At 69.4% G+C, this 23,531-nt stretch carries 18 protein-coding genes; 7 read left to right on the top strand and 11 right to left on the bottom strand.

Features of this window, described 5'->3' with window-relative positions:
- The first annotated feature begins 49 nt into the window (after positions 1-49).
- The 6 genes from IDM46_RS02420 (at position 50) to IDM46_RS02395 (ending at position 5,263) form a co-directional block, all read left to right on the top strand.
- Positions 50-1,156, top strand: a complete 1,107-nt coding sequence (locus IDM46_RS02420; protein ID WP_185114714.1) for a DegT/DnrJ/EryC1/StrS family aminotransferase — start codon at positions 50-52, stop codon at positions 1,154-1,156.
- Positions 1,141-2,100, top strand: a complete 960-nt coding sequence (locus IDM46_RS02415; RefSeq protein WP_185114713.1) for a glycosyltransferase family 2 protein — start codon at positions 1,141-1,143, stop codon at positions 2,098-2,100. Before IDM46_RS02420 ends, IDM46_RS02415 begins: the two co-directional genes overlap by 16 nt.
- Positions 2,097-3,068: a WxcM-like domain-containing protein gene (locus IDM46_RS02410; RefSeq protein WP_185114712.1), complete on the top strand. Its 972-nt coding sequence runs from the start codon at positions 2,097-2,099 to the stop codon at positions 3,066-3,068. The genes IDM46_RS02415 and IDM46_RS02410 overlap by 4 nt, the downstream gene beginning before the upstream one ends.
- Positions 3,065-3,472 carry a GtrA family protein gene (locus IDM46_RS02405; protein WP_182822880.1) on the top strand — a complete coding sequence of 136 codons (408 nt, stop codon included), beginning with the start codon at positions 3,065-3,067 and terminating at the stop codon, positions 3,470-3,472. Before IDM46_RS02410 ends, IDM46_RS02405 begins: the two co-directional genes overlap by 4 nt.
- A 94-nt stretch (positions 3,473-3,566) precedes the next feature.
- On the top strand, positions 3,567-4,319 hold the full coding sequence (locus IDM46_RS02400) for an electron transfer flavoprotein subunit beta/FixA family protein (RefSeq protein ID WP_185114711.1): 753 nt from the start codon (positions 3,567-3,569) through the stop codon (positions 4,317-4,319).
- Positions 4,319-5,263: an electron transfer flavoprotein subunit alpha/FixB family protein gene (locus IDM46_RS02395; RefSeq protein ID WP_185114710.1), complete on the top strand. Its 945-nt coding sequence runs from the start codon at positions 4,319-4,321 to the stop codon at positions 5,261-5,263. Before IDM46_RS02400 ends, IDM46_RS02395 begins: the two co-directional genes overlap by 1 nt.
- 110 nt (positions 5,264-5,373) lie before the next feature.
- Here IDM46_RS02395 and IDM46_RS02390 read toward each other — a convergent pair whose 3' ends face one another.
- Positions 5,374-6,009, bottom strand: coding sequence for a CoA transferase subunit B (locus IDM46_RS02390; protein WP_185114709.1), 636 nt, complete (start codon positions 6,007-6,009; stop codon positions 5,374-5,376).
- On the bottom strand, positions 6,009-6,770 hold the full coding sequence (locus tag IDM46_RS02385; protein WP_185114708.1) for a CoA transferase subunit A: 762 nt from the start codon (positions 6,768-6,770) through the stop codon (positions 6,009-6,011). Before IDM46_RS02385 ends, IDM46_RS02390 begins: the two co-directional genes overlap by 1 nt.
- 380 nt (positions 6,771-7,150) lie before the next feature.
- Between IDM46_RS02385 and IDM46_RS02380 the strand changes: the two genes are divergently transcribed.
- Positions 7,151-9,028, top strand: a complete 1,878-nt coding sequence (locus IDM46_RS02380; protein WP_191073339.1) for a DUF2142 domain-containing protein — start codon at positions 7,151-7,153, stop codon at positions 9,026-9,028.
- A gap of 161 nt (positions 9,029-9,189) precedes the next feature.
- On the opposite strand, the gene IDM46_RS02375 is transcribed toward IDM46_RS02380, so the two are convergent.
- The 9 genes from IDM46_RS02375 to IDM46_RS02335 all read right to left on the bottom strand — a co-directional run bounded on the left by IDM46_RS02375 (position 9,190) and on the right by IDM46_RS02335 (position 23,480).
- Positions 9,190-12,369: a glycosyltransferase gene (locus tag IDM46_RS02375; RefSeq protein WP_185114706.1), complete on the bottom strand. Its 3,180-nt coding sequence runs from the start codon at positions 12,367-12,369 to the stop codon at positions 9,190-9,192.
- 5 nt (positions 12,370-12,374) lie between these two features.
- The gene (locus IDM46_RS02370; RefSeq protein ID WP_185114705.1) at positions 12,375-13,739 is read right to left on the bottom strand and encodes an ABC transporter ATP-binding protein; all 1,365 of its coding nucleotides are present in this window, start codon (positions 13,737-13,739) and stop codon (positions 12,375-12,377) included.
- Positions 13,729-14,574 carry an ABC transporter permease gene (locus tag IDM46_RS02365; protein WP_185114704.1) on the bottom strand — a complete coding sequence of 282 codons (846 nt, stop codon included), beginning with the start codon at positions 14,572-14,574 and terminating at the stop codon, positions 13,729-13,731. The genes IDM46_RS02370 and IDM46_RS02365 overlap by 11 nt, the downstream gene beginning before the upstream one ends.
- Before the next feature lie 18 nt (positions 14,575-14,592).
- On the bottom strand, positions 14,593-15,141 hold the full coding sequence (locus tag IDM46_RS02360; RefSeq protein WP_185114703.1) for a hypothetical protein: 549 nt from the start codon (positions 15,139-15,141) through the stop codon (positions 14,593-14,595).
- Positions 15,142-15,233: 92 nt separating this feature from the next.
- Complete coding sequence (locus IDM46_RS02355) at positions 15,234-17,561, bottom strand: glycosyltransferase family 2 protein (RefSeq protein WP_223878005.1); 2,328 nt, start codon at positions 17,559-17,561, stop codon at positions 15,234-15,236.
- An 18-nt stretch (positions 17,562-17,579) separates the two neighbouring features.
- A complete protein-coding gene (locus IDM46_RS02350; RefSeq protein ID WP_185114702.1) occupies positions 17,580-19,862 on the bottom strand; it encodes a glycosyltransferase family 2 protein in 2,283 nt (760 codons plus the stop codon).
- Positions 19,859-20,839 (bottom strand): hypothetical protein, encoded by a 981-nt coding sequence (locus IDM46_RS02345; RefSeq protein WP_185114701.1) that lies wholly within the window; start codon positions 20,837-20,839, stop codon positions 19,859-19,861. Before IDM46_RS02345 ends, IDM46_RS02350 begins: the two co-directional genes overlap by 4 nt.
- Positions 20,836-22,032, bottom strand: coding sequence for a cystathionine gamma-synthase (locus IDM46_RS02340; protein ID WP_185114700.1), 1,197 nt, complete (start codon positions 22,030-22,032; stop codon positions 20,836-20,838). Before IDM46_RS02340 ends, IDM46_RS02345 begins: the two co-directional genes overlap by 4 nt.
- 71 nt (positions 22,033-22,103) lie before the next feature.
- The gene (locus IDM46_RS02335) at positions 22,104-23,480 is read right to left on the bottom strand and encodes a pyridoxal-phosphate dependent enzyme (RefSeq protein ID WP_182822909.1); all 1,377 of its coding nucleotides are present in this window, start codon (positions 23,478-23,480) and stop codon (positions 22,104-22,106) included.
- Between the last annotated feature and the right edge of the window lie 51 nt (positions 23,481-23,531).

Below are 23,531 nucleotides of genomic sequence, written 5' to 3'. Positions count from 1 at the left end.
CCACGCCGGCTTCTGGCAGAATGCAGGCCAACCGGTCCCGCCGTGACGCATGCGCCCACCCCTTGTTCCCGTCAATTCGCTGGTGCGCCACGTGGCCGCGCTGCGCGTCGAGCTCGCCGCGGCGCTGGCGGACGTGGTGGACAGCGGGCAGTACGTGCTGGGTCCGGGCGTCGCGGCGTTCGAGTCCGCCTTTGCCGCGTATTGCGGCGTCGCCCACTGCGTCGGCGTCGGCAACGGCAGTGACGCGCTGGAGCTTGCACTGAAGTCCGTTGGCGTCGTGCCAGGCGACCGCGTCGCGGTGCCCGCCAACGCCGCCATGTACGCCACCACGGCCACGCTGGCCTGCGGCGCGGAACCGGTGTTCGTCGATGTCGGTGATGACGCCACGCTGGATCCGGCGCAGCTCGCGCGCGCCTGCGACAGCGACGGGCCGCTGCGCGCGGTGGTCGCCACGCACCTGTATGGCCGCCTCGCGCGGATCGACGCCATTGCCGAGACCTGCCGCGCGCATGGCGCCGCGCTCGTGGAGGATTGCGCGCAGGCGCATGGCGCGCGCAGCGCCGACGGCCGCCGCGCCGGCGCATTCGGCGATGCCGCGGCCTTCAGTTTCTATCCCACCAAGAACCTCGGCGCGCTGGGCGATGCCGGCGCCGTCGTCACCCGCGACGCCGGGATCGCCGCGCGCCTGCGCGCGCTGCGCCAGTACGGCTGGGAACAGAAATACGTCAACACCCTGCAAGGCGGCCGCAACAGCCGCCTGGATGAACTGCAGGCACGCGTGCTGTCGATCAAGCTGCCGCTGCTTGACGCCTGGAACCGGCGCCGCCGCGACATCGCCAACCGCTACTCGCAGTGCATCGCCAATCCGCGCATCGCGGTGCCGGCGGTCGCCGGCAACGAGTACGTGGCGCATCTCTACGTGGTGCACAGCGAATCCCGCGATGCGCTGCGTGCGCACCTCGACGCCGCCGGCATCGCCAGCGATGTGCACTACCCCCTGCCCGACCACCAGCAGCCCTGCCTCGCCGGGCGCCACGCGGGCCGGTCGCTGCCGGTGACCGAACGCCAGGCGCGCACCGCGCTGACCCTGCCATGCTTCCCGGAGCTGACCGATGACGAAGCCGAGAGGGTGACCGCCGCATGCAACCGCTTCTGACGCCCGCGCTCTCGGTGGTGGTGCCGGTGTACCGCAATGCCGGCTCGATCGCGGCGCTGCTCGACGCCCTGCGCGGCCTGGCGCGCGAGGTCGAGGGCGGCTTCGAGGCGGTGCTGGTGGTCGACGGCAGCCCCGACGACAGCCATGCGCTGCTGCGCGACGCATTGCCGAGCGCGGGCTTCCCGGCGCAGCTGGTGGAACTGACCCGCAACTTCGGCGCCTTCCCGGCGATCCGCGTCGGCCTGGAAAGGGCGCGCGGCCAGGTGATCGCGGTGATGGCGGCCGACCTGCAGGAGCCGCCGGAACTCGCGCTGCGCTTCCTCGCCGCGCTGCGCGACGGGCGCGCCGATGTCGGCTTCGGTGTGCGCGACGGTCGCGACGACCCGTTCGTCGGCAGGCTGCTGTCCACGCTGTTCTGGTCGCTGTACCGGCGCCTGGTGATGCCCGACATCCCGCGCGGCGGCGTGGACATCTTCGCGGTCAGCGCCGACTTCCGCGACCGCCTGGTGGCGATGCGCGAGTCCAACACAAGCCTGCTGGCGCAGCTGTTCTGGCTGGGCGGGCGGCGCGCGTTCCTGCCCTACCCGCGACGCCGCCGAACCCACGGCCGCAGCGCGTGGACGCTGGGCAAGAAGCTCAAGTATTTCTCCGACAGCGTGTTCGCCTTCAGCGACCTGCCGGTGCGCATCCTGTTCGCGACCGGTGCGCTCGCGCTGGTGGTGGCGGTGGCGCTGGCGCTGGTGGTGGTGGTGGCCAAGGTGTCGGGGTGGGTGACCGTGCCGGGCTATGCGGCCACGGTGTTCACCATCCTGTTCTTCGGCGCCATCAACACGCTGGGCCTCGGCGTGGTGGGCAGCTACGCCTGGCGCGCGTTCGAGAACACCAAGGCCCGGCCGCTGGCGCTGGTGCACAGCGAGCAGACCTTCGAGGGCGACGCCACATGAGCCATTACGTGCACCCCAACGCGCTGTGCGAGAGCGACACCGTCGGCGCCGGCACGCGGGTGTGGGCGTTTGCGCACGTGTTGCCCGGCGCGCGCATCGGCCGCGACTGCAATGTCTGCGACGGCGTGTTCATCGAAGGCGACGTGGTGGTGGGCGACCGCACCACCATCAAGTGCGGCGTGCAGCTCTGGGATGGCGTGCGCCTGGGTGACGACGTGTTCGTCGGCCCCAATGCCACCTTCAGCAACGACCTGTTCCCGCGCAGCCGGCAGCGCCCGGAGCGCTTCGCGGAAACCGTGGTCGAGGACGGCGCGTCGATCGGCGCCAACGCCACGCTGCTGCCGGGCGTGCGCATCGGCCGCGGCGCGATGATCGGCGCCGGCGCGGTGGTCACCCGTTCGGTGCCGGCCAACGCGATCGTGGTCGGCAACCCGGCACGCATCGTCGGCTATGTCACCGACGACGACGCCGGCCAGGTGCTCGCCGGCGCGCCCGGCACGCATGCCGGCAACGCTGTTGCCGCCGCCGCCGCCGCCGACCCCGCCGATGCCGGCACCGGCAGCGCACGCATGGTGCGGTTGCCGCGCTTCATCGACCTGCGCGGCTCGCTGTCAGTGGGCGAGTTTGCGCGCGACCTGCCGTTCGCGCCGGTGCGGTACTTCCTGGTGTTCGACGTGCCATCGCGCGAGACCCGCGGCGAACACGCGCACCGGGAATGCCACCAGTTCCTGGTCTGCGTGCACGGCTCGGTGCGGGTGCTTGCCGACGACGGCCTGCACCGCCGCGAGTTCACCCTCGACGCCCCCGAACGCGGCCTGCACCTGCCGCCGATGACCTGGGGCACGCAGTACCGCTATTCGCCCGATGCGGTGCTGCTGGTATTCGCCTCGCACCCCTACGACGCAGGCGACTACATCCGCGACTACGACGCGTTCCTGGCGCTGGCCGCCGCCGCGCCCGGCGCATGAACAGGCTGCTGGCTGCGCTGCGCCACCACGGCACGGCCGCCACCTTCGTACGCTTCGTCGTCGCCGGCGGCACAAACACCGTCGCCTGCCTGATCGTGTACTGGCTGCTGCTGCCGTGGATGGCGCCGCAGGCGGCGTACGCCGTGTGCTTCGTGGTCGGCGTGGGCCTTGGTTACCTGCTGCACACCCGCTACGCGTTCCGCGCGCGGCGTGGATGGCGCAGCTTCGCCGCATGGCCGCTGGTGTGCCTGGCCGGCTGGGCGGTGGGTGCCAGCGTGCTGGAACTGGCCATCGGACCGCTCGACATCGACCCGCGCCTGGCGCCGTTCCTCTCGGTGGCGGCGAGCATGCCGGTGACGTTCCTGCTCGGGCGGCGCGTGCTGCGGCCTGCCGTCGGGGCATGATGGCCGCGCCACCACGGCGGCCAAGTTCGCGCCGCGGGCCAAGGCCCGCTAAAATCGCGGGTTTCCGCCCTACCCCCAAGGACGCACCGCAACGATGAAAATCCTCGTCGGCTACAAGCGCGTGGTGGACTACAACGTCCGCATCCAGGTCAAGCCGGACGGTACCGGCGTGATCACCGACGGTGTCAAGCTGTCGGCCAACCCCTTCGACGAGATCGCGCTGGAAGAAGCCCTTCGCCTGCGCGACAAGGGCATCGCCACCGAAGTCGTGGTCGCCACCATCGCGCCCGCCGACGCGCAGCCGCACCTGCGCAACGGCCTGGCCATGGGCGCCAACCGCGCCATCCACGTGGTCATCGACGCCGGCCAGGACGTGCAGCCGCTGGCCGCAGCGCGTGCGTTCCTCAAGCTCGTGGAGAAGGAGCAGCCGGACCTGGTGATCCTCGGCAAGCAGGCGATCGACGACGACGCCAGCCAGACCGGACAGATGCTGGCCACGCTCTGGGGCCGCCCGCAGGCCACGTTCGCGTCGAAGCTCGAGGTGGCCGACGGCAAGGCCACGGTGACCCGCGAGGTCGACGCCGGCCTGGAGACGCTGGAAGTGGACCTGCCGGCGGTCATCACCACCGACCTGCGCCTCAACGAGCCGCGCTTCATCAAGCTGCCCGACATCATGAAGGCCAAGTCCAAGCCGCTCGAGTCGATCCCCTGGGCCGACCTCGGCGTCGAGGCCGGCGGCGCGCTCAAGGCCACGCAGTACGCCGCGCCGGCAATGCGCAGCAAGGGCGTGATGGTCAAGGACGCGGCCGAGCTGGTTGCCGCACTGAAGGAAAAGGGGTTGCTCTGATGGCCAAAGTCCTGATCGTTGCCGAACACCTCGGCGGCAAGCTCAACGCATCCACCGCCAAGTGCGTCACCGCCGCGCAGGCGCTGTCGCCCGAAGCCATCGACATCGTGGTGCTGGCGGCCGATCCCGCCGCCGTCGCCGCGGAAGCCGCGCAGATCGCCGGCGTCACGCGCGTGCTCACCGTGGCCAACGCCGCCAACGAACACGCCATCGCCCAGGTACTCGCGCCGCAGGTGGCCGCGCTGGCTGCCGGCTACACGCATGTGTTCGGCCCCTCGACCACGTTCGGCAAGGACCTGATGCCGTGCGTGGCCGCGCTCCTCGGCACCGCGCAGGTCTCCGACATCATGGCCGTCGAAGGCAGCCATGTGTTCAAGCGCCCGATCTACGCCGGCAATGCGATCGTCACCGTGGAAGCGGCTGGCGACCAGGTCGTGGTGGCCACCGTGCGCACCGCGTCGTGGAAGGAAGCCGGCAAGGGCGGCAGTGCCGCGGTCGAAGCGGCGAGCGTCGAAGCGACGCTGCCAACCCATACCCGCTTCGTCGGGCTCGCCGCGGGCTCCAGCGATCGCCCCGACCTGCAGTCGGCGCGCCGCGTGGTGTCGGGTGGCCGCGGCGTGGGCTCGAAGGAGAACTTCGACGTGATCTACAAGTTCGCCGACAGGCTCGGCGCGGCGGTGGGCGCATCACGCGCCGCGGTCGACGCCGGCTACTGCCCCAACGAGATGCAGGTCGGCCAGACCGGCAAGATCATCGCCCCGGAGCTGTATGTCGCGATCGGCATCTCCGGCGCGATTCAGCACCTGACCGGCATCAAGGACGCCGGCACCATCGTCGCCATCAACAAGGACGCCGACTCGGCGATCTTCGAAGTGGCCGACATCGGCCTGGTGGGTGACCTGTTCCAGGTGCTGCCGGAGCTGGAGGCTGCGCTCGGCGGCTGAGCCCGGCCGGCGGCGCGGCAAGATCGCCAGCAGCAACGAAAGAGGCCGCGATTGCGGCCTTTTTCACTTGCGGGCTTGCTCCGCACCCGGTCAGGTGCGGAACACGTGCCTCAGGCCCCCTTGCGGAACGGCACGCCCGTCTTCGCGCGCAGTGTGTCCTCGTCGACGCCCTCCGCGGCCTCCACGAGCTGCAGCCCGTCCGCGGTAACGTCGAACACCGCCAGCTCGGTGATGATCCGGCTCACCACGCCCACGCCGGTCAGCGGCAACGTGCACTCGGGCAGGATCTTCGGCTCGCCGCCCTTGGTGCAGTGTTCCATCAGCACCACCACGCGCTTCACGCCGGCCACCAGGTCCATCGCGCCGCCCATGCCCTTGACCATCTTGCCGGGCACCATCCAGTTGGCCAGGTCGCCCTTGTCGGTGACCTCCATCGCGCCGAGGATCGCCAGGTCGATGTGCCCACCGCGGATCATCGCGAACGAGTCGTGGCTGCCGAAGTAGCTGGCTCCGGCGCGCGCGGTGACGGTCTGCTTGCCGGCGTTGATCAGGTCGGCGTCGAGTTCATCCTCGGTGGGGAACGGGCCGATGCCGAGCAGGCCGTTCTCGGACTGCAGCCACACGTCCACGCCCTCGGGAATATGGTTGGCCACCATGGTGGGCAGGCCAATGCCGAGGTTGACGTACATGCCGTCGGCAAGCTCGCGCGCGGCGCGCTGCGCCATCTGGTCGCGGGTCCAGGCCATCACTTGCCTCCTTCGCGCACGGTGCGCTGTTCGATGCGCTTCTCCGGCGTGGCGTTGACCACGATGCGGTCGACGTAGATGCCGGGCAGGTGCACCTGGTCGGGATCGATGTCGCCCACCTCCACCAGCACCTCCACCTCGGCCACGCACGCCTTGCCGGCCATGGCGCAGGCCGGATTGAAGTTGCGCGCGGTCTTGCGGAATACCAGGTTGCCGGCGCGGTCGGCCTTCCAGGCCTTGACGAGCGACACGTCGGCGACCAGCGCGGTTTCCATCACGTAGTGCTTGCCTGCGAACTCGCGCGTCTCCTTGCCCTCGGCGACGATGGTGCCGTAGCCGGTGGCGGTGAAGAATGCCGGGATGCCCGCGCCGCCGGCGCGCAGGCGCTCGGCCAGCGTGCCTTGCGGGTTGAACTCGAGCTCGAGTTCGCCACCCAGGTACTGGCGCTCGAACTCCTTGTTCTCGCCCACGTAGGACGAAATCATCTTGCGGATCTGGCGCGTGGCAAGCAGCTGGCCGAGGCCGAAGCCGTCGACGCCGGCGTTGTTGGAGATCGCGGTGAGGCCGGTCACGCCCGAATCGCGCAGCGCGGCGATCAGGGCCTCCGGGATGCCGCACAAGCCAAAGCCGCCCACGGCGAGGGTCTGGTTGTCGGCGACGAGTCCGTGCAGGGCCGCGTCGGCGGAGGGAAAGACCTTTCCGGCGGGCGAGCCTGCCGGCGGCGATGCGCTGCCGGCGTGCGGCGTGGCGTGATGGGTCATGTCTGGCAGCTCCAGGGTCGTATCCCGCAAGTCTAGCGGGGACCCATGCGACGACAAGCGTCCTTTAGGGCAGTCAGGCCTTGCGCAGCAACCAGACTTCGGCGTTTACGTGCCGGGCCCGGTGCGTTCTGGACGGGCGCCTCGCTGTCCCCGCCCCCGGTATACTTCGCGGCCGCCAGCTTGGCCGCGCCCTGCCCATCCGAAAGTTCGGAGACATGATGCGCGCGGGGCGCCGGAAAGCGTTGTCGCACACCGAGGGAGTGCCTGTGCCTGCGAGTTCTCCAAACCCCGAACCCACCTTCCGGGCCGGACAGAGCGAGTCCCCTGCAGCATGGTTGCGAGCGCGCGTTGCCGCGCGCCGCTGGCGCCTGGCGGCGGCATTGCTGCTGGCCTTTACCGCGACCATGGTGCTCGCGGGCGCCTGGCTGCATACGCGTGCAACCGTGAAGTTCGAAGCGGGAGCTTCGGAGCCGACAAAGCTTCAGGTATTCCATTCGGCGGATGGTGGTTTCACCGAGGGCGCATCGGACGTCGTCGGAATCCAGTCACCGAAAGAGAAGATCCGGCTGCGGCTGTCTTCAGGTGACGCCAGCCACCTGAGAATCGACCCCGCCCCGGGCAGCGCTCCTCTGCGGCTCTGCGAACTCCGGGGCCGCGATGGCACGAAGTTCCTATACGACGTAGTCGCGACCAACGGAATGGAGATCCGGCACGAAGAGACGTGCATGGTGCTCGAGCCTTCCAGGCTCGCACCTGATCCCTACGTGGTCCTCAAGGCACGGACACAGCCAGCGGCCCGCACGTCCACCCTGTGGCTTGCGGCAATGTCGCTCGCCGCACTGACCACACTGGCTGCACTTTTCGCCGCGCTGCGCATCGTGGACGGCGCGCCGGGTGTGTCGCGGTTCGTGACATCAAGCTTCGAGTGGTGCTGGCATCGCGCGCATTGGCTCGCTTTGGTGCTCATGCTTGGGCTCGGTACGCTCATCCTCCAGACACTGCCACCCAATGGCGTGCCCGACGAGGTGGCCCATCTCAGCAAGATAGCCAAGATACATGGCGGCGCTTGGCTGGGAGACTCCGGCTCCGTGCCGGTCGTCGATGTGAATGCGATGTACGGGACGCTCCGTGACCGTGTCGAGCGACCCGGTGTGCTCGACGACGCTGAACTGCAACGGCTTCTGGAACAGCCGCTGGCATGCAATCGAGCAGCACGGGCGCTGCCCACGTCCGCCGACCAGTACGCTCCGCACCTCTATGCCGTCCCCTCGCTGGTTCTGGCCGCCTCGTGCAGGATCGGCACCAGCTTTGACACCTTCCTGGACCTGGCCCGTTTCTTCAACCTGCTCATTGGCGCTTGCCTGGTCGCTTACGGCATCCGCCATGCGGCGTTCGGCAAATGGGCGCTGTTCGTGATCGCGTTGCTGCCGATGACCCTCAGCCAGGTGGCGTCGATCAGTGCGGATTCGCTGGTGTTGTCGCTGAGTTTCTGTTTCCTGGGCGTGGTCTCCGGCGTCGCCGGCGGGACATTCGCGCCGGAGCGCGCGCGCATGGTCCTGCCGGGGCTCGCCTTGATACTGGCCCTCGCGAAGCCAGGCGCGGCTTGGATACTGGTCGCCGTGCTGTTCTGTTACCCGGCATATCGCGTCGCGCGCGGCCGCTACGCCGAGCTTGCCATGACGGCGATGATCCTTCCCTGGATCGTGCATGCCGCATGGACGATCCGGTCGGCAGGCAAAGTGCATCCCAGATCAGGCGTGGACCCGGAGGCGAACCTGGCAATGCTGATAGAGCAGCCGACGGTGATCGCACGCATGGCATACAACACGTTCTTCGGCGACGGCATGCTTGGGCTTTACCAGTCCATGATCGGCCGGCTCGGCTGGCTGGACATACCGCTGTCGAGTTGGGCCTACTCCGCCGCAGGCGCCATGCTGTTCGCAAGCCTGTGGACGAACCCCGATGGCATGCGCATCCCGTTGCTGACCCGGGTACTCGCCATCGGAGCCGCGCTTGGCTCGCTGGCGTTGTTGGCCCTCCCACTGTTCCTGGCATGGACGCACGCGGACGCGCCGATGATCCAGGGTTTGCAGGGTCGCTACTTCCTTCCCACGCTCGCCTTTCTTCTGGTCTTCTGCGCGCTGCGCGCGGGACCCGCCCTCAGGCTGCTGTTGCTCGCCTGCGTGCTGTGCGTGCCGGCGTTGACCTTTGATGCGCTCAACAACATCCAGATGCGCTATCACGGAGCCGCGTGGTGACAGTCCCCTGCACGTCATCGAGTTGATGATGCCCCGCTGGAGCGTCGGTGTCCGCGTTCTAGAGGCCCTCGACTCTATCCGGCAATGCGGAGTCTTCATGCCCAAGCCGTCGACGTCCAGTCTGACCTCTTCGATTCGACACTCGTGTCGAGGTGCCCGTTTCAAGGCCCCTGGAACAGGGCGAGCCGTGATCTCACGTCGAGGTACGGCGTGGCGTCCACCACCTCCGAGATCGCCTCCCATACCGTCTGCGGGGAGAAGTTCGCGAGGATGAACGCCTGGCCCGCGCCCGACGCGTGCATCCATGCATCGGCGTCGGTGGCCAGGCGGACGATCGCGGCAGCCATCGCGGCCGGATCCGCGGCCACCACCAGGCCATCGGCATCATCCAGGCCCTGCGCACCCACGGGCGTGGTGACGCAAGGCACGCCGGCATGCAGCGCTTCCAGCACCTTGCCCTTGACGCCGGCACCGAACCGCAGCGGCGCGACCGCCACCCGGGCGCGGCCATAGGCCGCGACGAGGTCGTCTTCGCTGACCTCGCCGGTGATCTCGACGCCCTCGCCCGCGAGCGCGCGAACCGCTTCGCCCGGATCGGCGCCGACCACAACGAGCCGCAGCGCGGGCACCTGCCGGTGCACCAGCGGCCACACCTCACGGGCGAACCAGAGGATGCCGTCCGCGTTGGGTGCGTGGGCGAACCCGCCGACGAACAGCATGCTGTCGCGGCCGGCCAGGGCATGACCTGCATGTGCGGGCAATGCCGGCGGCGGCCCATACGCGAACAGCGGCACGGTGCGGGCCTGCCCGTGTGCGCCGTTCGCGCGTTGCCACGACTCGACGCGCGCGGTCTCGTCGCGCGACGGGTACAGGACCAGGTCGGCGGCACCCCAGATGCGCTGCTCGATGGCCTGCAGCGTGTCCGCCTGAATGGCGTCGTCATCGGTGCCAAGCACGGCATGCGCACCCTGCAGGCGCAGGTGGTGTACGTCGTGGCCGTAGTACAGCACCTTCGCCACCGAGTGGCGGCGTACTGCATCGAGCGCCTCCATGGCCACGTGCGGCCGGCTTAGCACGACGTAGTCGACGTACCGTCCATGTACCTGCATCCACGCATCGAACGCGCGGCCACCCTCGCCGTTGCCGACCAGTTCGATGGCATGCATCGCCAGCAGGTCGAGATAGGGCTGTTCGCCCTCGACGCGATGGCTCCAGAACTTGACGTCGAGGCCGCGCATCCAGAGCAGCCGCATCAACTGCCACATCGCCCGAGAGCCGGCGTCGCGATCGGTATGCGGCGGAAGGTCGTCCACAACCAGCACCGTCTTCTTCAGCTGCGCACGGCTGCGCGCGAGGAACGGGTGTTCGCCCGGCGGTAGCTGCGCACGCGCCAGCTCGACTGCCCAGCGCTCGCGGAAGACCTCCCGGTTGCGCGCCTGCCATGCCTTGCCGCCGGCGCCTTCGTCTGTGCCGTGCGACAGGCCTTCCTGGTGCACCACGACCGACGCGGGCTGGAAGAAGGCCAGGAGCCCGCGGTCGCGCAGGCGGAATGCGAGGTCGGTGTCTTCGTAATACGCCGGGGCGTAGCGCTCGTCGAAGCCACCGAGTTGGCGGAACAGCTCCGTGCGCACCATGACCGAGGCGCCGGAGACGTAGTCGACCTCGCGCACGGCGGCGAACTGCGGGTCGGACGGCTCGCCACCGCGCCCGACATTGCAGCCCGACGCGTCGGACCACACGATCCCGCCCGCCTCCTGGAGGCGGCCGTCGGGATACACCAGCATCGAGCCCGCGATCCCGCAGTCGTGAAAGATGGCGAACGTCCGCAACAGCGCATCCAGCCACCCCGGAGTGACCACGGTGTCGTTGTTGAGGAGATGCAGGCAGGCGCCGCGCACGAGCGGCAGCGCGGCATTGACCGAGCGCAGGAAGCCGAGGTTGGTGTCATTGCGCCGGTAGACCAGGCCCGGAACGTGGGCAAACCGGTCCATCTCCACCTCGCCCGAGGCATCCTCGACCAGGATCACCTCGAACGCCGCGTCTGCGCCGGCATCGCGGATCGACTCCAGGCAGCGGCGGGTCTGGTCGAAGTGGCCGTAGGACGCGACCAGGATCGTCACCAGCGGTGCGTCATGCACCGCGAACGCGAGGCCGGCCACCGGCAGGTCGGCGCGCGACACGCGCGGCGCCAGCACGCCGCCGCCGGCGAGCGTCGCCTCCGCCCGCGCCCCGGTTGCCAGGGCCGACCACAGCCGCTCCACCTCGGCTTCGAGCATGCCTGCCCAAGCAGAATCCTCGCTGTCCCGTGCTTCCGACGCGACCAGCAGCCGTCGCGTTTCCTCCAGCTGCGCCGCGGTTGCAGCGGTCGCGGCTTCGAGTTCCGCGATTCGCAGGTTGGCTGCGTGGTGGATCGTGGACAGCTCCCTGAGCGCGTCGGTGACCTCCGCCGCGGCGCGGTTGCGGGCGTCGACGAGTGTGTCGTACTCGGCAACGGCGTCGGCAAACGCCGCCGTGCGCAGGTCGTCGACGGCCGCGGTGGGAACCGGAACGATGTCGTAGACCTCGTCGACCGGCAGCGGCACGCGCCCGAGTTCGCGCATGCTGGCGACGTCGAAGACGGCCACGCAGGCCGACGCGATGCCGCCCGGCGCCGCGTTGCGGCTGCGGCTGAGTCCGACATGCAGCTGGCCAGCCGAACCGAATGCAAGCCCGCGGACGTAAGCGTCCAGCAGGAACGCGCCGTCCTCGCGGAAGTCGCGGTAACGCCGCACGGTGCGCGCTTCCGAATCGCACAGCCACAGGTGCCCTTCATGCGACACCAGCGAATGCGGTTGTGACAGCCCATCGATGAGGACTTCGCCCGACTCGACGTCGAAGACCTCGCCAGCCCCGCCGGTCACGCCCTTGTAGCCCCTGTGCGTGGCAAACCGGCCGAACCGCGAGGCGAGGAGTCGGCCATCGTGCACGCACACGGAGTTGATGTGCTGCGAGTCCTGTTCGCCGGGGAACGACCATTGGCGCAGGAGCGCGAAGTCGTGATCGAGCTCGCGGATCAGGTTGTGCTGCGTCGCGACGACATACAGGCGATCCGCGTGCCACGTGAGGTCGTGGAGATCGAGCGACTCCGCCGCAAGGCTTACCCGCACGACGTCACGGCCCCGCAGCCAGCGCAGCTCGGCAAAGCCTTCCGCCTGGCGGGCCAGCACGGCACCGGTCGGCACCAGCGCCACGCCGGTCGTATCCACTTTCGACAAGCGCTCAAGTCCGCCCGGCCCGAGCAGGAACAGCCCGCCGCCGTTCACCGACGACACCAGGAACTGATCCACGGGCCAGGGCGTCATGTCGCTCATCCCATCGGCTGGATCGCGCCGGCCTGTGCGTCCAGGCTGAATCCCGCTTCCATGTCGGCCACGCCTTCGGCGTGGTTGAGCTCGCCGGTGACGGTGAGGATGAGCACGTCGGACCGGCGGTCGACCGCATGGATCTCGTGGCCGTCCTCGTCGAGCTGCGAGACGCCTACCGTCACGAAATACTGCCCGCGCAGCAATGAACAGCGCAGGTCGAACTCCGCCACGGCCGTGGTGCCGGCAGCGCAGCGGTACAGCTCGCCCTTGGACACCAGGGTGTTGGAGCTGTACACGACCGCGCCAGTGACGGTGCAGACGCGCAGTCCGAAGATCAGCCGGTCCAGCGCCTGTGGCGCGTGATAGCGGACCAGCAGCTTGAACGGCGAGCGCGCGGGCACCAGTGGTCCGTTGCCGTGATCGCCCACCACCATGCAGTCGACGGTACGCGCACGCCCGTCTCCGAGCCGCGTCTCGTCGCGGTTGTAGCCGGGCCGCGTGGCCATCAGCTCGCGCGCACCGCCGGCCATGAAGTCCGCGATCTCGTTGCGTTCCTGCGTGGCTTCGGCTTCGGCATCGGCTTCGGTGGCCGGCTCGATCGGCACATCGTCCGGCTCCGGCTCCTGCTGCAATTCGCCGAACACCACCTTGAGGTACTGCTTGACCGCCGGCTGCGCGTCGCCGTCGAACACGACGCGCCCGCCATCAAGCACGATGCCGCGGTCACAGAGCTGCAGGACCGAATCGATCGCGTGGGTCACGAACAGCAGCGTGCAACCGTCCTGGCGCATCTGCTCGATGCGCTTGAAACACTTGCGCTGGAAGTAGATGTCGCCTACCGACAGCGCCTCGTCCACAATCAGGACGTCAGGATCGGTGTGCACGGCGACCGCGAACGCGAGGCGCATGAACATGCCGCTGGAATACGTCTTGACCTGCTGGTCGACGTGGCTCCCGATCTCGGCGAACGCGAGGATGGCGTCCATGCGGTCGTCGATCTGGCGCTGGCTGAGGCCGAGCAGCGCCGCGTTCATGCGCACGTTCTCGCGCCCGGTGAACTCGGGATTGAAGCCCGCGCCCAGCTCGAGCAGGGCCGCGATGCGTGCCGACACCATCAACTCGCCGGTCGAGGGTTGCAGGATGCCGGCCATGATCTGCAGCAGCGTGGACTTGCCGGAGCCGTTGCGGCCGATCACGCCGATGCTCTCGCCGCGGCGGATGTCGAGGTTCACGTCCCTCAGGGCATGGAACTTGGCGACCGGCCGCACGCTCGGCGCAAGCACGTGCAGCAGTTGCTGGTACGGCTTGCTGAACATGGGGAACGCCTTGCCGACGCCCCGCAGGCGGATCACCGGATCAGAGGACATCGGCGAAACCCCGGCTGGTGGCGCGGAACCAGGCATACGACGCGTACAGCACCACGACGCTGGCCATGCCGCGCCAGGCGAGGCCAATCCAGTCCGGCGGCCTGCCCCACAGCGCGACCTCGCGCACCTCGTCGATGAAGAAGGTCAGCGGATTGAGCTGGAAGACCAGCTGGTACTTCTCCGACAGCGCCTCCACCGGCACGATCGCCGATGACAGGAACAGCAGTGCCGTCACGATCACCGGGATCGCCTGGCTGAGGTCACGCAGGTACACGCCCAAGGACGACGCCAGCCAGCCCACCGCCACCGCCAGCAGCGCCAGCGGCAGCATCACCACGGGAACCAGCACGATCCAGGGCGAGAACGTGCCCGCGAGGATCTTCGCCAGCAACGCGAACACGATGACGTTGGCCACCAGGTGGAAGCTGGCCGACAGCATCACCGTCCACGGCAGGATGTGCAGCGGAAACACCACGCGCTTGACGTAGTTGCTGTTGTCCACCATCAGGCGCGGCGAGCGCGCCAGGCACTCCGCGAAGAAGCCGTGCACCATGATGCCGAGGAACAGCACCACGCCGAACGGGGCCTCGGCGTTGGACGCCTGGTTCCAGCGGCTGCCCAGGATCTGCCCGAAGGCGACCGTGTAGATCACCAACATCAGCAGCGGCCCGAGCAGCGACCAGAGCAGGCCGAACGTGGCCCCCCGATAGCGCCCCAGGATGTCGCGCAGCACCAGCTCGCGTGTCAGGTCGGCATGCCGCCCGAGTGCCGAGAATGGCGCGAGCGCCCGCCACCTTCGCGGCGGGGCCAGCGTGCGTGCAGCCCGATCAGGCATTGGCGTGGCGGCCTGGAATCACTCCAGCACCAGCCGGGTGCCGAGGTCGCAGTAGGCCGAGCTCGCCTGGTCGAGGACGATCACCAGGTCGTAGCTGCCCGCGGGAACTGCGGCGAGGTCGATCTCGAGGTTGTAGCCGGCCTGGGCGAGCGCGTCGCTGGCCAGGGCGGCGGCGACGTCCGGACGCTCCGCGCCGGCCACGAGCGGCACGGCATGGCTGTCGGTGCCGTTGGCCAGCACGAACAGCGCATCTACCGGCACCTGGATCTCCGGACTGGCAGCCCAGCCGCCGAACGACGCCTTGCTGCCCACCGGCACGGTCACCGACGGAGCATGGATTCCGTTGACCACGTCCAGCGCGCAATGGCCGGCCGTGGGTGCGCCGGTCATCATCGCGTAGGGGACGGTGGTGGCGGCGACCGGGGCGGCGACGCTCGCCTCCGGAGCAGGCGCTGCAGGCGTGGCGGCGGGCTCGGCCACCGCCGCGCCATCGGCCGGGCGCTCGCCGCACCCGGCAACCAGCAGGCCCGCAATCAGGGCGGGGGCCATCAGGATCATCTTGTTCATGGTGTCTCCAGTCGTTGGAAGATCGTTGGAAAATCGTGGGAAGGTCGTTGGAATGCCGGTATCGCGCGCACGCCGCACGCCGCGCGCCGGGATCAGCGGTCGAGGGCCCGCAGCGGCGGGCCCGGCCACTGCTCACGCGGCGGGTAGGCCAGCTGGTACAGCTCGTCGTTGATGCTCAGGTTGCGGTTGTAGGCGGGATCGTACTGCAAGGCTTCGCCCCAACGGTTGCGCATGAAGACCACTTCGCCGTTGAAGCGCTCCATCTTCTCGGGGGACGTCTCGTAGCCACGGGTCGCGGACTCGTGGTGGTACAGCTCCGCGTACGGCGTCCACACGTTGCGATAGCCCGCCTCGCGCAGCCGCAGGCAGAAATCGACATCGTTGAACGCGACGCTCAGCAACGGGTCCAGGCCACCCACGCTTTCGTAGGCCTCGCGGGTGACGACCAGGCAGGCAGCCGTGACCGCGCTGAGTTCCTGTATCAGGCGCGCCCGGCTCATGTGCCCGGGGTAGCCGCGCCCGTGGCCTGCATAGGCATGCGCGGCGACGCCATGCGCACCCAGGATGACGCCCGCATGCTGGATGGTGTCGTTGGGGTAATACAGGATGGCGCCCACCGCGCCGATGCCGGGACGGCAGGCGTGGCCGACCATTTCCTCGAGCCAGCCGGGGGTGATCACGGTGATGTCGTTGTTCATCAGGCACAGCACGCTGCCGCGCGCCGCGGCCACCGCGTGGTTGTTGATGCGCGAGTAGTTGAACGGCGCGTCAAACCCGACGACCCGCACGCGCGGATCGCCGCGCAGCGACGTGAGGTAGTCCAGCGCATCCTGCTGCGACGACTGGTTGTCGACCACGACGATCTCGTACGCGGGGTACGTGGTCTTCCCGACGATGGAGTCGATGCAGGCCCTCAGCAGTTCCACCTTGTCGCGGGTCGGGATGATGATGCTGACCAGCGGGGCCGGATCGGGCACCGCATAGCGGACGCGGTAGTTGCCGTGCTGTCCCGGGATTTCCTCCACGCGACCCGAGGACGCGGTGCGCTCCAGGTGCCCGGCGATCGCGCGCAGGCCGGCGTGGTGCGCATAGCCCTTCTCCTGCGGGGCGAGCGCGGTGGACCCCTTGATCGCGCGCCAGTGGTACAGGACCTTTGGGATGTGACCCACCTGGTCAGGGCGGATGCGCTCGATGCAGCGCAGTGCCAGGTCCCAGTCCTGGCTGCCCTCGATCCCTACGCGGAAACCGCCCACCTCGCGCACCATGGCGGCGTCGTACGCGCCGAGATGGCTGATGCAGTTGTGCGACAGGAACAGGTCGTAGTTCCAGTCCGACTTCATGTACGGGTCGAAGCGGACGCCGTTCTCGTCGATCTTGTCCTCGTCGCTGAAGATCAGCTTCCAGTGCGGGAAACGGTTGATCGCCTCCGCCAGTTCGGCCAGCGCGCGCGGATGCAGCTCGTCGTCATGGTCGAGGAGCACCAGCCAGTCGCCGGAAGCCTCCTCGATGGCGCTGTTGGACGCGGCGGAAATATGTCCGTTGCTGTCGCGGTGGACCACCTTGATGCGCGGATCCTCCGCCGACAGTTCGGCGAGCAGCCTGCGGACGTGCGGCGAGGGTGAGGCATCGTCGGACAGGCACAGCTCCCAGTTCCCGTACACCTGCCGCCGGACGCTGGCCACGCACTTGCGCAGCCACCGCTCGTGCGTGTCATAGACGGGCACGATGATCGAGAACAGCGGCTGCACCGCGAGCGCAGCGGCCTGCCTGCCGGCGGCCTCGAGCACCTCGGTGGAGCAGGAATCGTAGAGATCCACCCAGGTCTGGTAGCCGACGTTGGCGCTGCCGGCAGGGGCGCGCGAATACAGCGCGTACAGGCGCGCGGCGAACGCCGATGCGCCGCCGGACAACAGCTGCCCCGCCAGTCCTGCCGCGCGTCGCAACGTCTCGCCAACGCCGTTGGCGTGGTGGCCGAGCACCTCGCGCAGCATCCCGCGCGCCGCGTCGCGACGCCCGATCCGTCGCAGCCGCAGGTCGTCGAGGCGGAACCTGCACACCGCCACCGCCGGGTCCAGGCGCAGGCGGTGGACATGGTTGGTGAAGAGGACGATCGCACGCTGGCGTCCACCACCCGCGGCACGCCCCGGCACGAACACCTTGTGGCGCTCGAGGTCCGGATCGCCATAATCGGGATAGAAATAGCTCCACAGCTCGGGGCCCTGCAGCAGCTCCAGCGCGACGTCCACTTCGTACCAGCCGGCTTCCAGCCCGCCCTCCGGCAAGGTGCAGCGGAACGCGGGGTCGTTGCCGACCGCTTCCCAGCCGCGCTCCTCGCTGACGGTACGCACGTGGTTGATCGGCTGCATCGGCAGCGACAGGATCGCGCCCGCGGACTGGCGGGCGTCGTCAATTTGCTTCATCGGATCATCCAGGATCGATCATTGCCGCCGGATACAGGACATGCCCGCGAGCGCATCGTCCAGCCACCGGCGCATCCCACGGCGGGGGGGCGAAGCGAACTCGTTGGCCGCGCCGTGTGCGAGCGAAAGGTTGGGATTGTAGGCCGGGTCGTCGTGAAGCACCGCGCCCCAGCGTTCGATCATGAAGGCCACCTCGGAGTGGAACCGGCGCAGCTTCTCTTCCGTGTCCTCGCTGCCGCGGCTCGCGGACTCGTGGTGGTACAGCTCGGCGTGCGGGGTCCACAGGTTGCGGTAGCCGGCCTTGCGCAGGCGCAGGCAGAAGTCGATGTCGTTGAACGCCACCACCAGCGCCTCATCCAGGCCGCCGACCGCATCCCATGCCGACCTGGTCACCACCAGGCAGGCGGCCGTGACCGCCGCGAGGTTCTGGACGAGTGCGGCACGCCCCTCCTCGCCCGTGCTGCCCCGTGGCTGGCGGGAATAGACGTGGCCGGCAACGCCGCCCAGGCCCACCACCACCCCGGCATGCTGGATGGTGTCGTCGGGGTAGTAGAGCATCGCGCCTACCGCGCCGATGCCCGGGCGCAACGCATGCGCGACCATCTCGTCGAGCCAGTGCGGCGAGATCACCTCGATGTCGTTGTTGAGCAGTGCCACCACGTCGCCCTCGGCCTGCGCCACGGCGAAGTTGTTGATCGCCGAATAGTTGAACGGCAGGTCGTAGCGCAGCACGCGAACACGCGTCCGCGGGTCGAGCGACGCCAGGTAGTCGAGCGCTTCGGCATCGCTGGATCCGTTGTCGATCACCACCAGCTCGAAATCGGGGTAGGTGGTGAGCGACAGGATGCTCTCCACGCAAAGGCGCAGCAGGTCGACACGATCACGCGTGGGAACGAGGATGCTGACGCGCGGCGGCTGCGCCGGCAGCGGCCAGCGCAGGCGCGCGCCGTCACCCGCCGACTCGACCGCAACGACGCGATCGCCAAGGTGCCCGCGCAGCGCCGCTCGGCGCGCTTCGGCGCGCGCGGCCAGGTCGATACCCGCGCCGTCGGGCCAGTGCGACAGCACCATCGGCACGTGGACCGGCGTCGCGTCGGCAAGCCCGACGCAGCGCAGCGCCAGGTCGCCGACCATGGCGGGGGCATGATCGGCGCGGAAACCGCCGGCCTTGCGCACCAGGCCGACATCGAACAGCACCGCGGCACCGATGTAGTCGCGCGCCAGGAACAGGTCCGGGTTCCAGTCAGGGCGAAAGCTCGGCGCATGGCGGCGCCCGGCCGCATCGATCCGGTCGCAGTCGGAATAGATCATGCCGGCGTCCGGACGCGCGGCCGCGGCCGCGGCCAGTGCCGCCAGGGCGTGCGGCGCGAACAGCGGTGCACCCTCGATCACGCCCACCCAGGCGCCGCCCGCCGCGGCCAGCGCGAGGTTCCAGGCCGCCGCATCGTCTGCCGGCGCGGGAGCGATGCGGATACGGCTGCTGGCGGCAACCGCCGCGTCCACCGCGTCACGCATCGGCGTCGACAGCGTCTGCGCGTCGCAGACCAGCAGCAGCTCCCAGTCGGGATAGCACTGCGCGCGCAGGGACGCGACGCAGGCCTGCAGCAGGTCGTGGCGCTCGCCCGACACCGGAAGCAACAGCGACAGCAGGGGTCGCGCCGGCAGCGCGCGCACCGCAGAGCGCAGCGCGGACAGCTCGGCCGGGGTCGGCGAATCGTGCAGGCGAATCCACCCGGCGTACGACCCCGGCGGCTCGCGCACGCGATCGGGGCCGCCAGCGAGCAACCACTCGCACGTCGCCTGGTGGCCGGAGGATTGCGCCATTGCCGCCGCGCGTGCGAGCACGTCGGCGGCCGATTCCGGGTGGGCCGCCGCATCACGCGCGAGCAGCTCCACCATCAGCGCCGCCGGCGCCACCCGCTCGAGCGCGAGCATGCCAAGACGGAAGCGCCCGGCGCGCTCGCTGGGGTCGAAGCGTGCCGGACCGGCCAGCGCCTCGACGCACGCGAGCGCGGTCCAGTGCCGCGGGCCGTCGGGAAGGAGCTCGACGCGTCCCGACTCGTTCCAGCCGCTGCCGGAATCGAGATAGAGGCAGGGCCGCTGCAGATGCTCGCCGTCGAGTTCGACGCTGATGCGCACGACGCCGCCATCGCGAACCGCGTCGGGCAACTCCACCAGGAAATACGGGTCGTCACCGGTCGCCAGCCACGCGTCATCGGCAAGCAGCTGCAGCTGGTGCAGCGGGGAATACCCGAGCACCTCGTTACGCGGCGCGTCCGCGGCCGGCGCGCTGCCGGTCACCGGCCACCTCCGCGCAGCCGCCGCGACCAGCGACGCCAGAACAGGTTGTCCATCGAATCCGCCACGTGCCGGACCTGCTCCTGCAGCGACGCGAGCTCGTTTCGCACCGCGCCGCCATCGCGCGCGGCCTGCCCGCGCGCCTCGACCGCGGCGGCTTCCGCCGCCGCCTGGCGGGCCGCGGCGTTTTCCACCACGGGCGCGAGCGCAGCCAGCGACACTTCGGTGCGCCCTAGAACGTCGGCCAGAGCAGCCAACTGCCGCTCGAGCCTCGCGATGCGTTCGTCGCGCGCAGCGCCGGCGGCGACCAGCGCCTGGATCGCGTCGGCCAGACCGGATTGCCCCGGCCCGTCCGCACGCGTGTCGATGGCGGCCGCGAGCCCGTCCATGCGCGCCGACAGGGCCTGCAGCGTCCGGGCCAGGCGCGCGCCGGCAGCGTGGTCGGCGTCCTGCCCGCGGCCGATCGCCGCCAGGACGCGCGCGAACGCATCGGCCGCCGCGACGCCGTCGGCCTCGCGACGCAGCACCAGCTCCAGGTGCTGCCCGCCGCCGACAGCACCGAGGCCGCGGACATCCAGCTCCAGCGAAGGGCGCCCGCGATCATTGGAGAAGGCGATGGCGCCCGCTCCTGCGGCGTCGCCCAGGCGCTCGTGCGCCGCCATCACGCGCCGCGCGAGGTCATCGACAGGCGTGCCGGCGTACACCATGTGCGTGACGCTGTAATGGCCGGAAATCGCGGCCGGCTCCAGCAGGATGAAATCGACCGATGCCGCCGGCAGCGCGAAGCGCAGGCTGACGCCATCGTCGATGCCGACCACCACGCCGGCGACGCGACGCGCGGGGTCGTACCCCTCGCCCGCGCAGCGGTAGCCGAGGCGGGGCCCGGCGTCACCCTCGGACACCACGCCGGACACGGCAAAGGCCAGCGCCAATGGCACGCCCGCCCCGTGGCTGGAATCCGCGCCCGGGGTTTGGGTCATGGAGCGACGCTGTCCAGTGCCGCCTCGATGTCGGCCATCAGGTCGGCCACGTCCTCCACCCCGACGCTCAGACGCACCAGCGCATCGCTGATCCCGAGCACTGCGCGGCGCTCCACCGGGATCGACGCATGCGTCATCACCGCCGGATGGTTGACCAGGCTCTCCACGCCGCCCAGCGACTCGGCCAGCGTGAAGATCTTCAGGCGCTCGCAGAAGCGCGTGGCACCGGCGAGGCCGCCCTTCACCACCACCGACACGATGCCGCCGAAGCCGTCCATCTGCCGTCCGGCGAGCGCGTGGTGCGGATGCGACGGCAGGCCGGGATAGATCACCTGCTCGATCGCCGGATGGGACTCGAGGTGCTTCGCCAGCGCCAGCGCGTTGTCGCAGTGCGCGCGCATGCGCAGGTGCAGGGTCTTCAGCCCGCGCAGCGCGAGGAAGCTGTCGAACGGCCCCTGCACCGCGCCCACCGAATTCTGCAGGAACGCCAGCTGCTCGCCGAGATCGGCGTTGTCGCCCACCACCACCATGCCGCCGACCATGTCGGAGTGGCCGTTGAGGTACTTGGTGGCCGAGTGCAGCACCATGTCGGCGCCATGTTCCAGCGGGCGCTGCAGGATCGGCGAGGCGAAGGTGCTGTCGACCACCATCAGCAGGCCGTGCCTGCGGGCGATCGCGGAGATCGCCTTCAGGTCGACGACCTTGAGCATCGGGTTGGTGGGGGTTTCGACCCAGACCATCCGCGTCTGCGGCGTGATCGCGGCTTCGAACGCGGCGGGGTCGGTCAGGTCGACGAAGCTGAAGTCCAGCGCCGCGGTGCGCCGGCGCACGCGTTCGAACAGCCGGTAGCTGCCGCCGTAGAGGTCGTCCATGGCGATGACGTGCGCGCCGCTGTCGAGCAGCTCCAGCACGGTCGCGCTGGCGGCGAGGCCGGAGGCGAACGCGAAGCCGCGGCTGCCGCCTTCAAGCCCGGCCACGCAGCGCTCGTAGGCAAAGCGGGTGGGGTTGTGGGTGCGCGAATACTCGAAGCCCTGGTGCACGCCCGGGCTGGACTGCGCGTACGTGGAGGTCGCGTAGATCGGCACCATGACCGCGCCGGTGGAGGGATCCGGCGACTGCCCGGCGTGGATCGCCCGGGTGCCATGGCCCCACCCGGACGTGTCCGCGCCGCCGTGTCCCTGATCGTCGTGCATGCCTTCACATCCGCTTGAAAAGACTGCGGATTGTAGCATCGGGCCAGCGGTGGCCAGCCCCGCGGAGGGGCTCAGTTCACCCGGCGGCGGAGCCAGTTCAGCAAGTCGATCCGGGTGATCAGGCCGAGGAAACGGCTGCCGTCCATCACGATCGCCACCTGGCCGCGGTCGAACACCGGCAGCAGCGACTCGATCGGCGATTTCACGTCCAGCACTTCCAGCTTGCTGGCCATGGCGGTCGACACCGGGTCGCGGAACCGGGCCTCGTCACCGTAGACGTGCAGCAGCACATCCGACTCGTCGAGGATGCCGACCAGGTCGTCGCCGTCCATCACCGGCAGCTGCGAGATCTCGTACAGCTTCATGCGCTGGTAGGCGGTAACCAGCAGGTCGTTGCGCCCGACCACCACGGTGTCGCGCTGCGAATACGGGCGCAGGATCAGGTCGCGCAGGTCGCCGTGCTGCTCGCGCTCGATGAAGCCGTTGTCGAGCATCCAGTAGTCGTTGTACATCTTCGACAGGTACTTGTTGCCGGTGTCGCAGACGAACACCAGCACCTTCTTCGGCGTGGTCTGCTCGCGGCAGTACTTCAGCGCCGCGGCCAGCAGCGTGCCGGTGGAGGAGCCGCCCAGGATGCCCTCCTTGGCCAGCAGCTCGCGCGCGGTCAGGAAGCTCTCCTTGTCGGTGATCGCATAGGCCTTCTTCACCCGCGAGAAATCGGAGATCGACGGCAGGAAGTCCTCGCCGATGCCCTCCACCATCCAGCTGGCCGACTTGTCGCTGAGCGTGCCCTCGTTGATGTACTCGGCAAGGATCGAGCCGACCGGATCGGCCAGCACCATCTCCACGTCCGGCGCCTGCGTGGCGAAGCAGCGCGACAGCCCGCTCATCGTGCCGGAGCTGCCGCAGCCGAAGACGATCGCATCCAGCCCGCCGACCTCGGCCATCTGGCGCAGGATCTCCGGGCCGGTGCCGTGCTCGTGCGCGGCCGGGTTGTCGGGGTTGCCGAACTGGTTGATGAAGTACGCCCCCGGCGTCTCGGCGGCGAGGCGCTCGGCCAGGTCCTGGTAGTAGTCGGGGTGGCCCTTGGCGACGTCCGAGCGGGTCAGTACCACTTCCGCACCCATCGCCTTGAGGTTGAAGATCTTTTCCCGGCTCATCTTGTCGGGGACCACCAGCACCAGCTTGTAGCCCTTCTGTTGCGCCACCAGCGCCAGGCCGATGCCGGTGTTGCCGGCGGTGCCCTCCACCAGCGTGTCACCCGGCTTGATGTCGCCGCGCGCCTCGGCGGCCTCGATCATGCTCATGCCGATGCGGTCCTTGATCGAACCACCGGGGTTCTGGCTTTCGAGCTTGAAGTACAGCTCGCAGCAACCCGCATCCAGGCGCCTGGCCTTGACGATGGGGGTATCGGCGATGAGTCCGAGGACGGAATCGTGGATGGGCATGCCGGACGGCCTCACGTAACGGGGCGGCGATTATCGCATCGCGCGTCGCGG

Origin of the sequence: Luteimonas sp. MC1825 (assembly GCF_014764385.1) — a bacterium.
GTDB lineage: Bacteria > Pseudomonadota > Gammaproteobacteria > Xanthomonadales > Xanthomonadaceae > Luteimonas.
Note: the sequence above shows the minus strand (reverse complement) of the source record. Positions and strands in the feature narration are given on the sequence as shown.

Excerpts from the sequence above, each read along its gene's own strand:
- IDM46_RS02335 (WP_182822909.1), bottom strand. The coding sequence starts at position 23,480 with ATGCCCATCCACGATTCCGTCCTCGGACTCATCGCCGATACCCCCATC.
- IDM46_RS02355 (WP_223878005.1), bottom strand. The coding sequence starts at position 17,561 with ATGAAGCAAATTGACGACGCCCGCCAGTCCGCGGGCGCGATCCTGTCG.
- IDM46_RS02370 (WP_185114705.1), bottom strand. The coding sequence starts at position 13,739 with ATGTCCTCTGATCCGGTGATCCGCCTGCGGGGCGTCGGCAAGGCGTTC.
- IDM46_RS02395 (WP_185114710.1), top strand. The coding sequence starts at position 4,319 with ATGGCCAAAGTCCTGATCGTTGCCGAACACCTCGGCGGCAAGCTCAAC.
- IDM46_RS02385 (WP_185114708.1), bottom strand. The coding sequence starts at position 6,770 with ATGACCCATCACGCCACGCCGCACGCCGGCAGCGCATCGCCGCCGGCA.
- IDM46_RS02400 (WP_185114711.1), top strand. The coding sequence starts at position 3,567 with ATGAAAATCCTCGTCGGCTACAAGCGCGTGGTGGACTACAACGTCCGC.
- IDM46_RS02390 (WP_185114709.1), bottom strand. The coding sequence starts at position 6,009 with ATGGCCTGGACCCGCGACCAGATGGCGCAGCGCGCCGCGCGCGAGCTT.
- IDM46_RS02345 (WP_185114701.1), bottom strand. The coding sequence starts at position 20,839 with ATGACCCAAACCCCGGGCGCGGATTCCAGCCACGGGGCGGGCGTGCCA.
- IDM46_RS02410 (WP_185114712.1), top strand. The coding sequence starts at position 2,097 with ATGAGCCATTACGTGCACCCCAACGCGCTGTGCGAGAGCGACACCGTC.
- IDM46_RS02365 (WP_185114704.1), bottom strand. The coding sequence starts at position 14,574 with ATGCCTGATCGGGCTGCACGCACGCTGGCCCCGCCGCGAAGGTGGCGG.
- IDM46_RS02405 (WP_182822880.1), top strand. The coding sequence starts at position 3,065 with ATGAACAGGCTGCTGGCTGCGCTGCGCCACCACGGCACGGCCGCCACC.
- IDM46_RS02415 (WP_185114713.1), top strand. The coding sequence starts at position 1,141 with ATGCAACCGCTTCTGACGCCCGCGCTCTCGGTGGTGGTGCCGGTGTAC.
- IDM46_RS02420 (WP_185114714.1), top strand. The coding sequence starts at position 50 with ATGCGCCCACCCCTTGTTCCCGTCAATTCGCTGGTGCGCCACGTGGCC.
- IDM46_RS02375 (WP_185114706.1), bottom strand. The coding sequence starts at position 12,369 with ATGACGCCCTGGCCCGTGGATCAGTTCCTGGTGTCGTCGGTGAACGGC.
- IDM46_RS02340 (WP_185114700.1), bottom strand. The coding sequence starts at position 22,032 with ATGCACGACGATCAGGGACACGGCGGCGCGGACACGTCCGGGTGGGGC.
- IDM46_RS02360 (WP_185114703.1), bottom strand. The coding sequence starts at position 15,141 with ATGAACAAGATGATCCTGATGGCCCCCGCCCTGATTGCGGGCCTGCTG.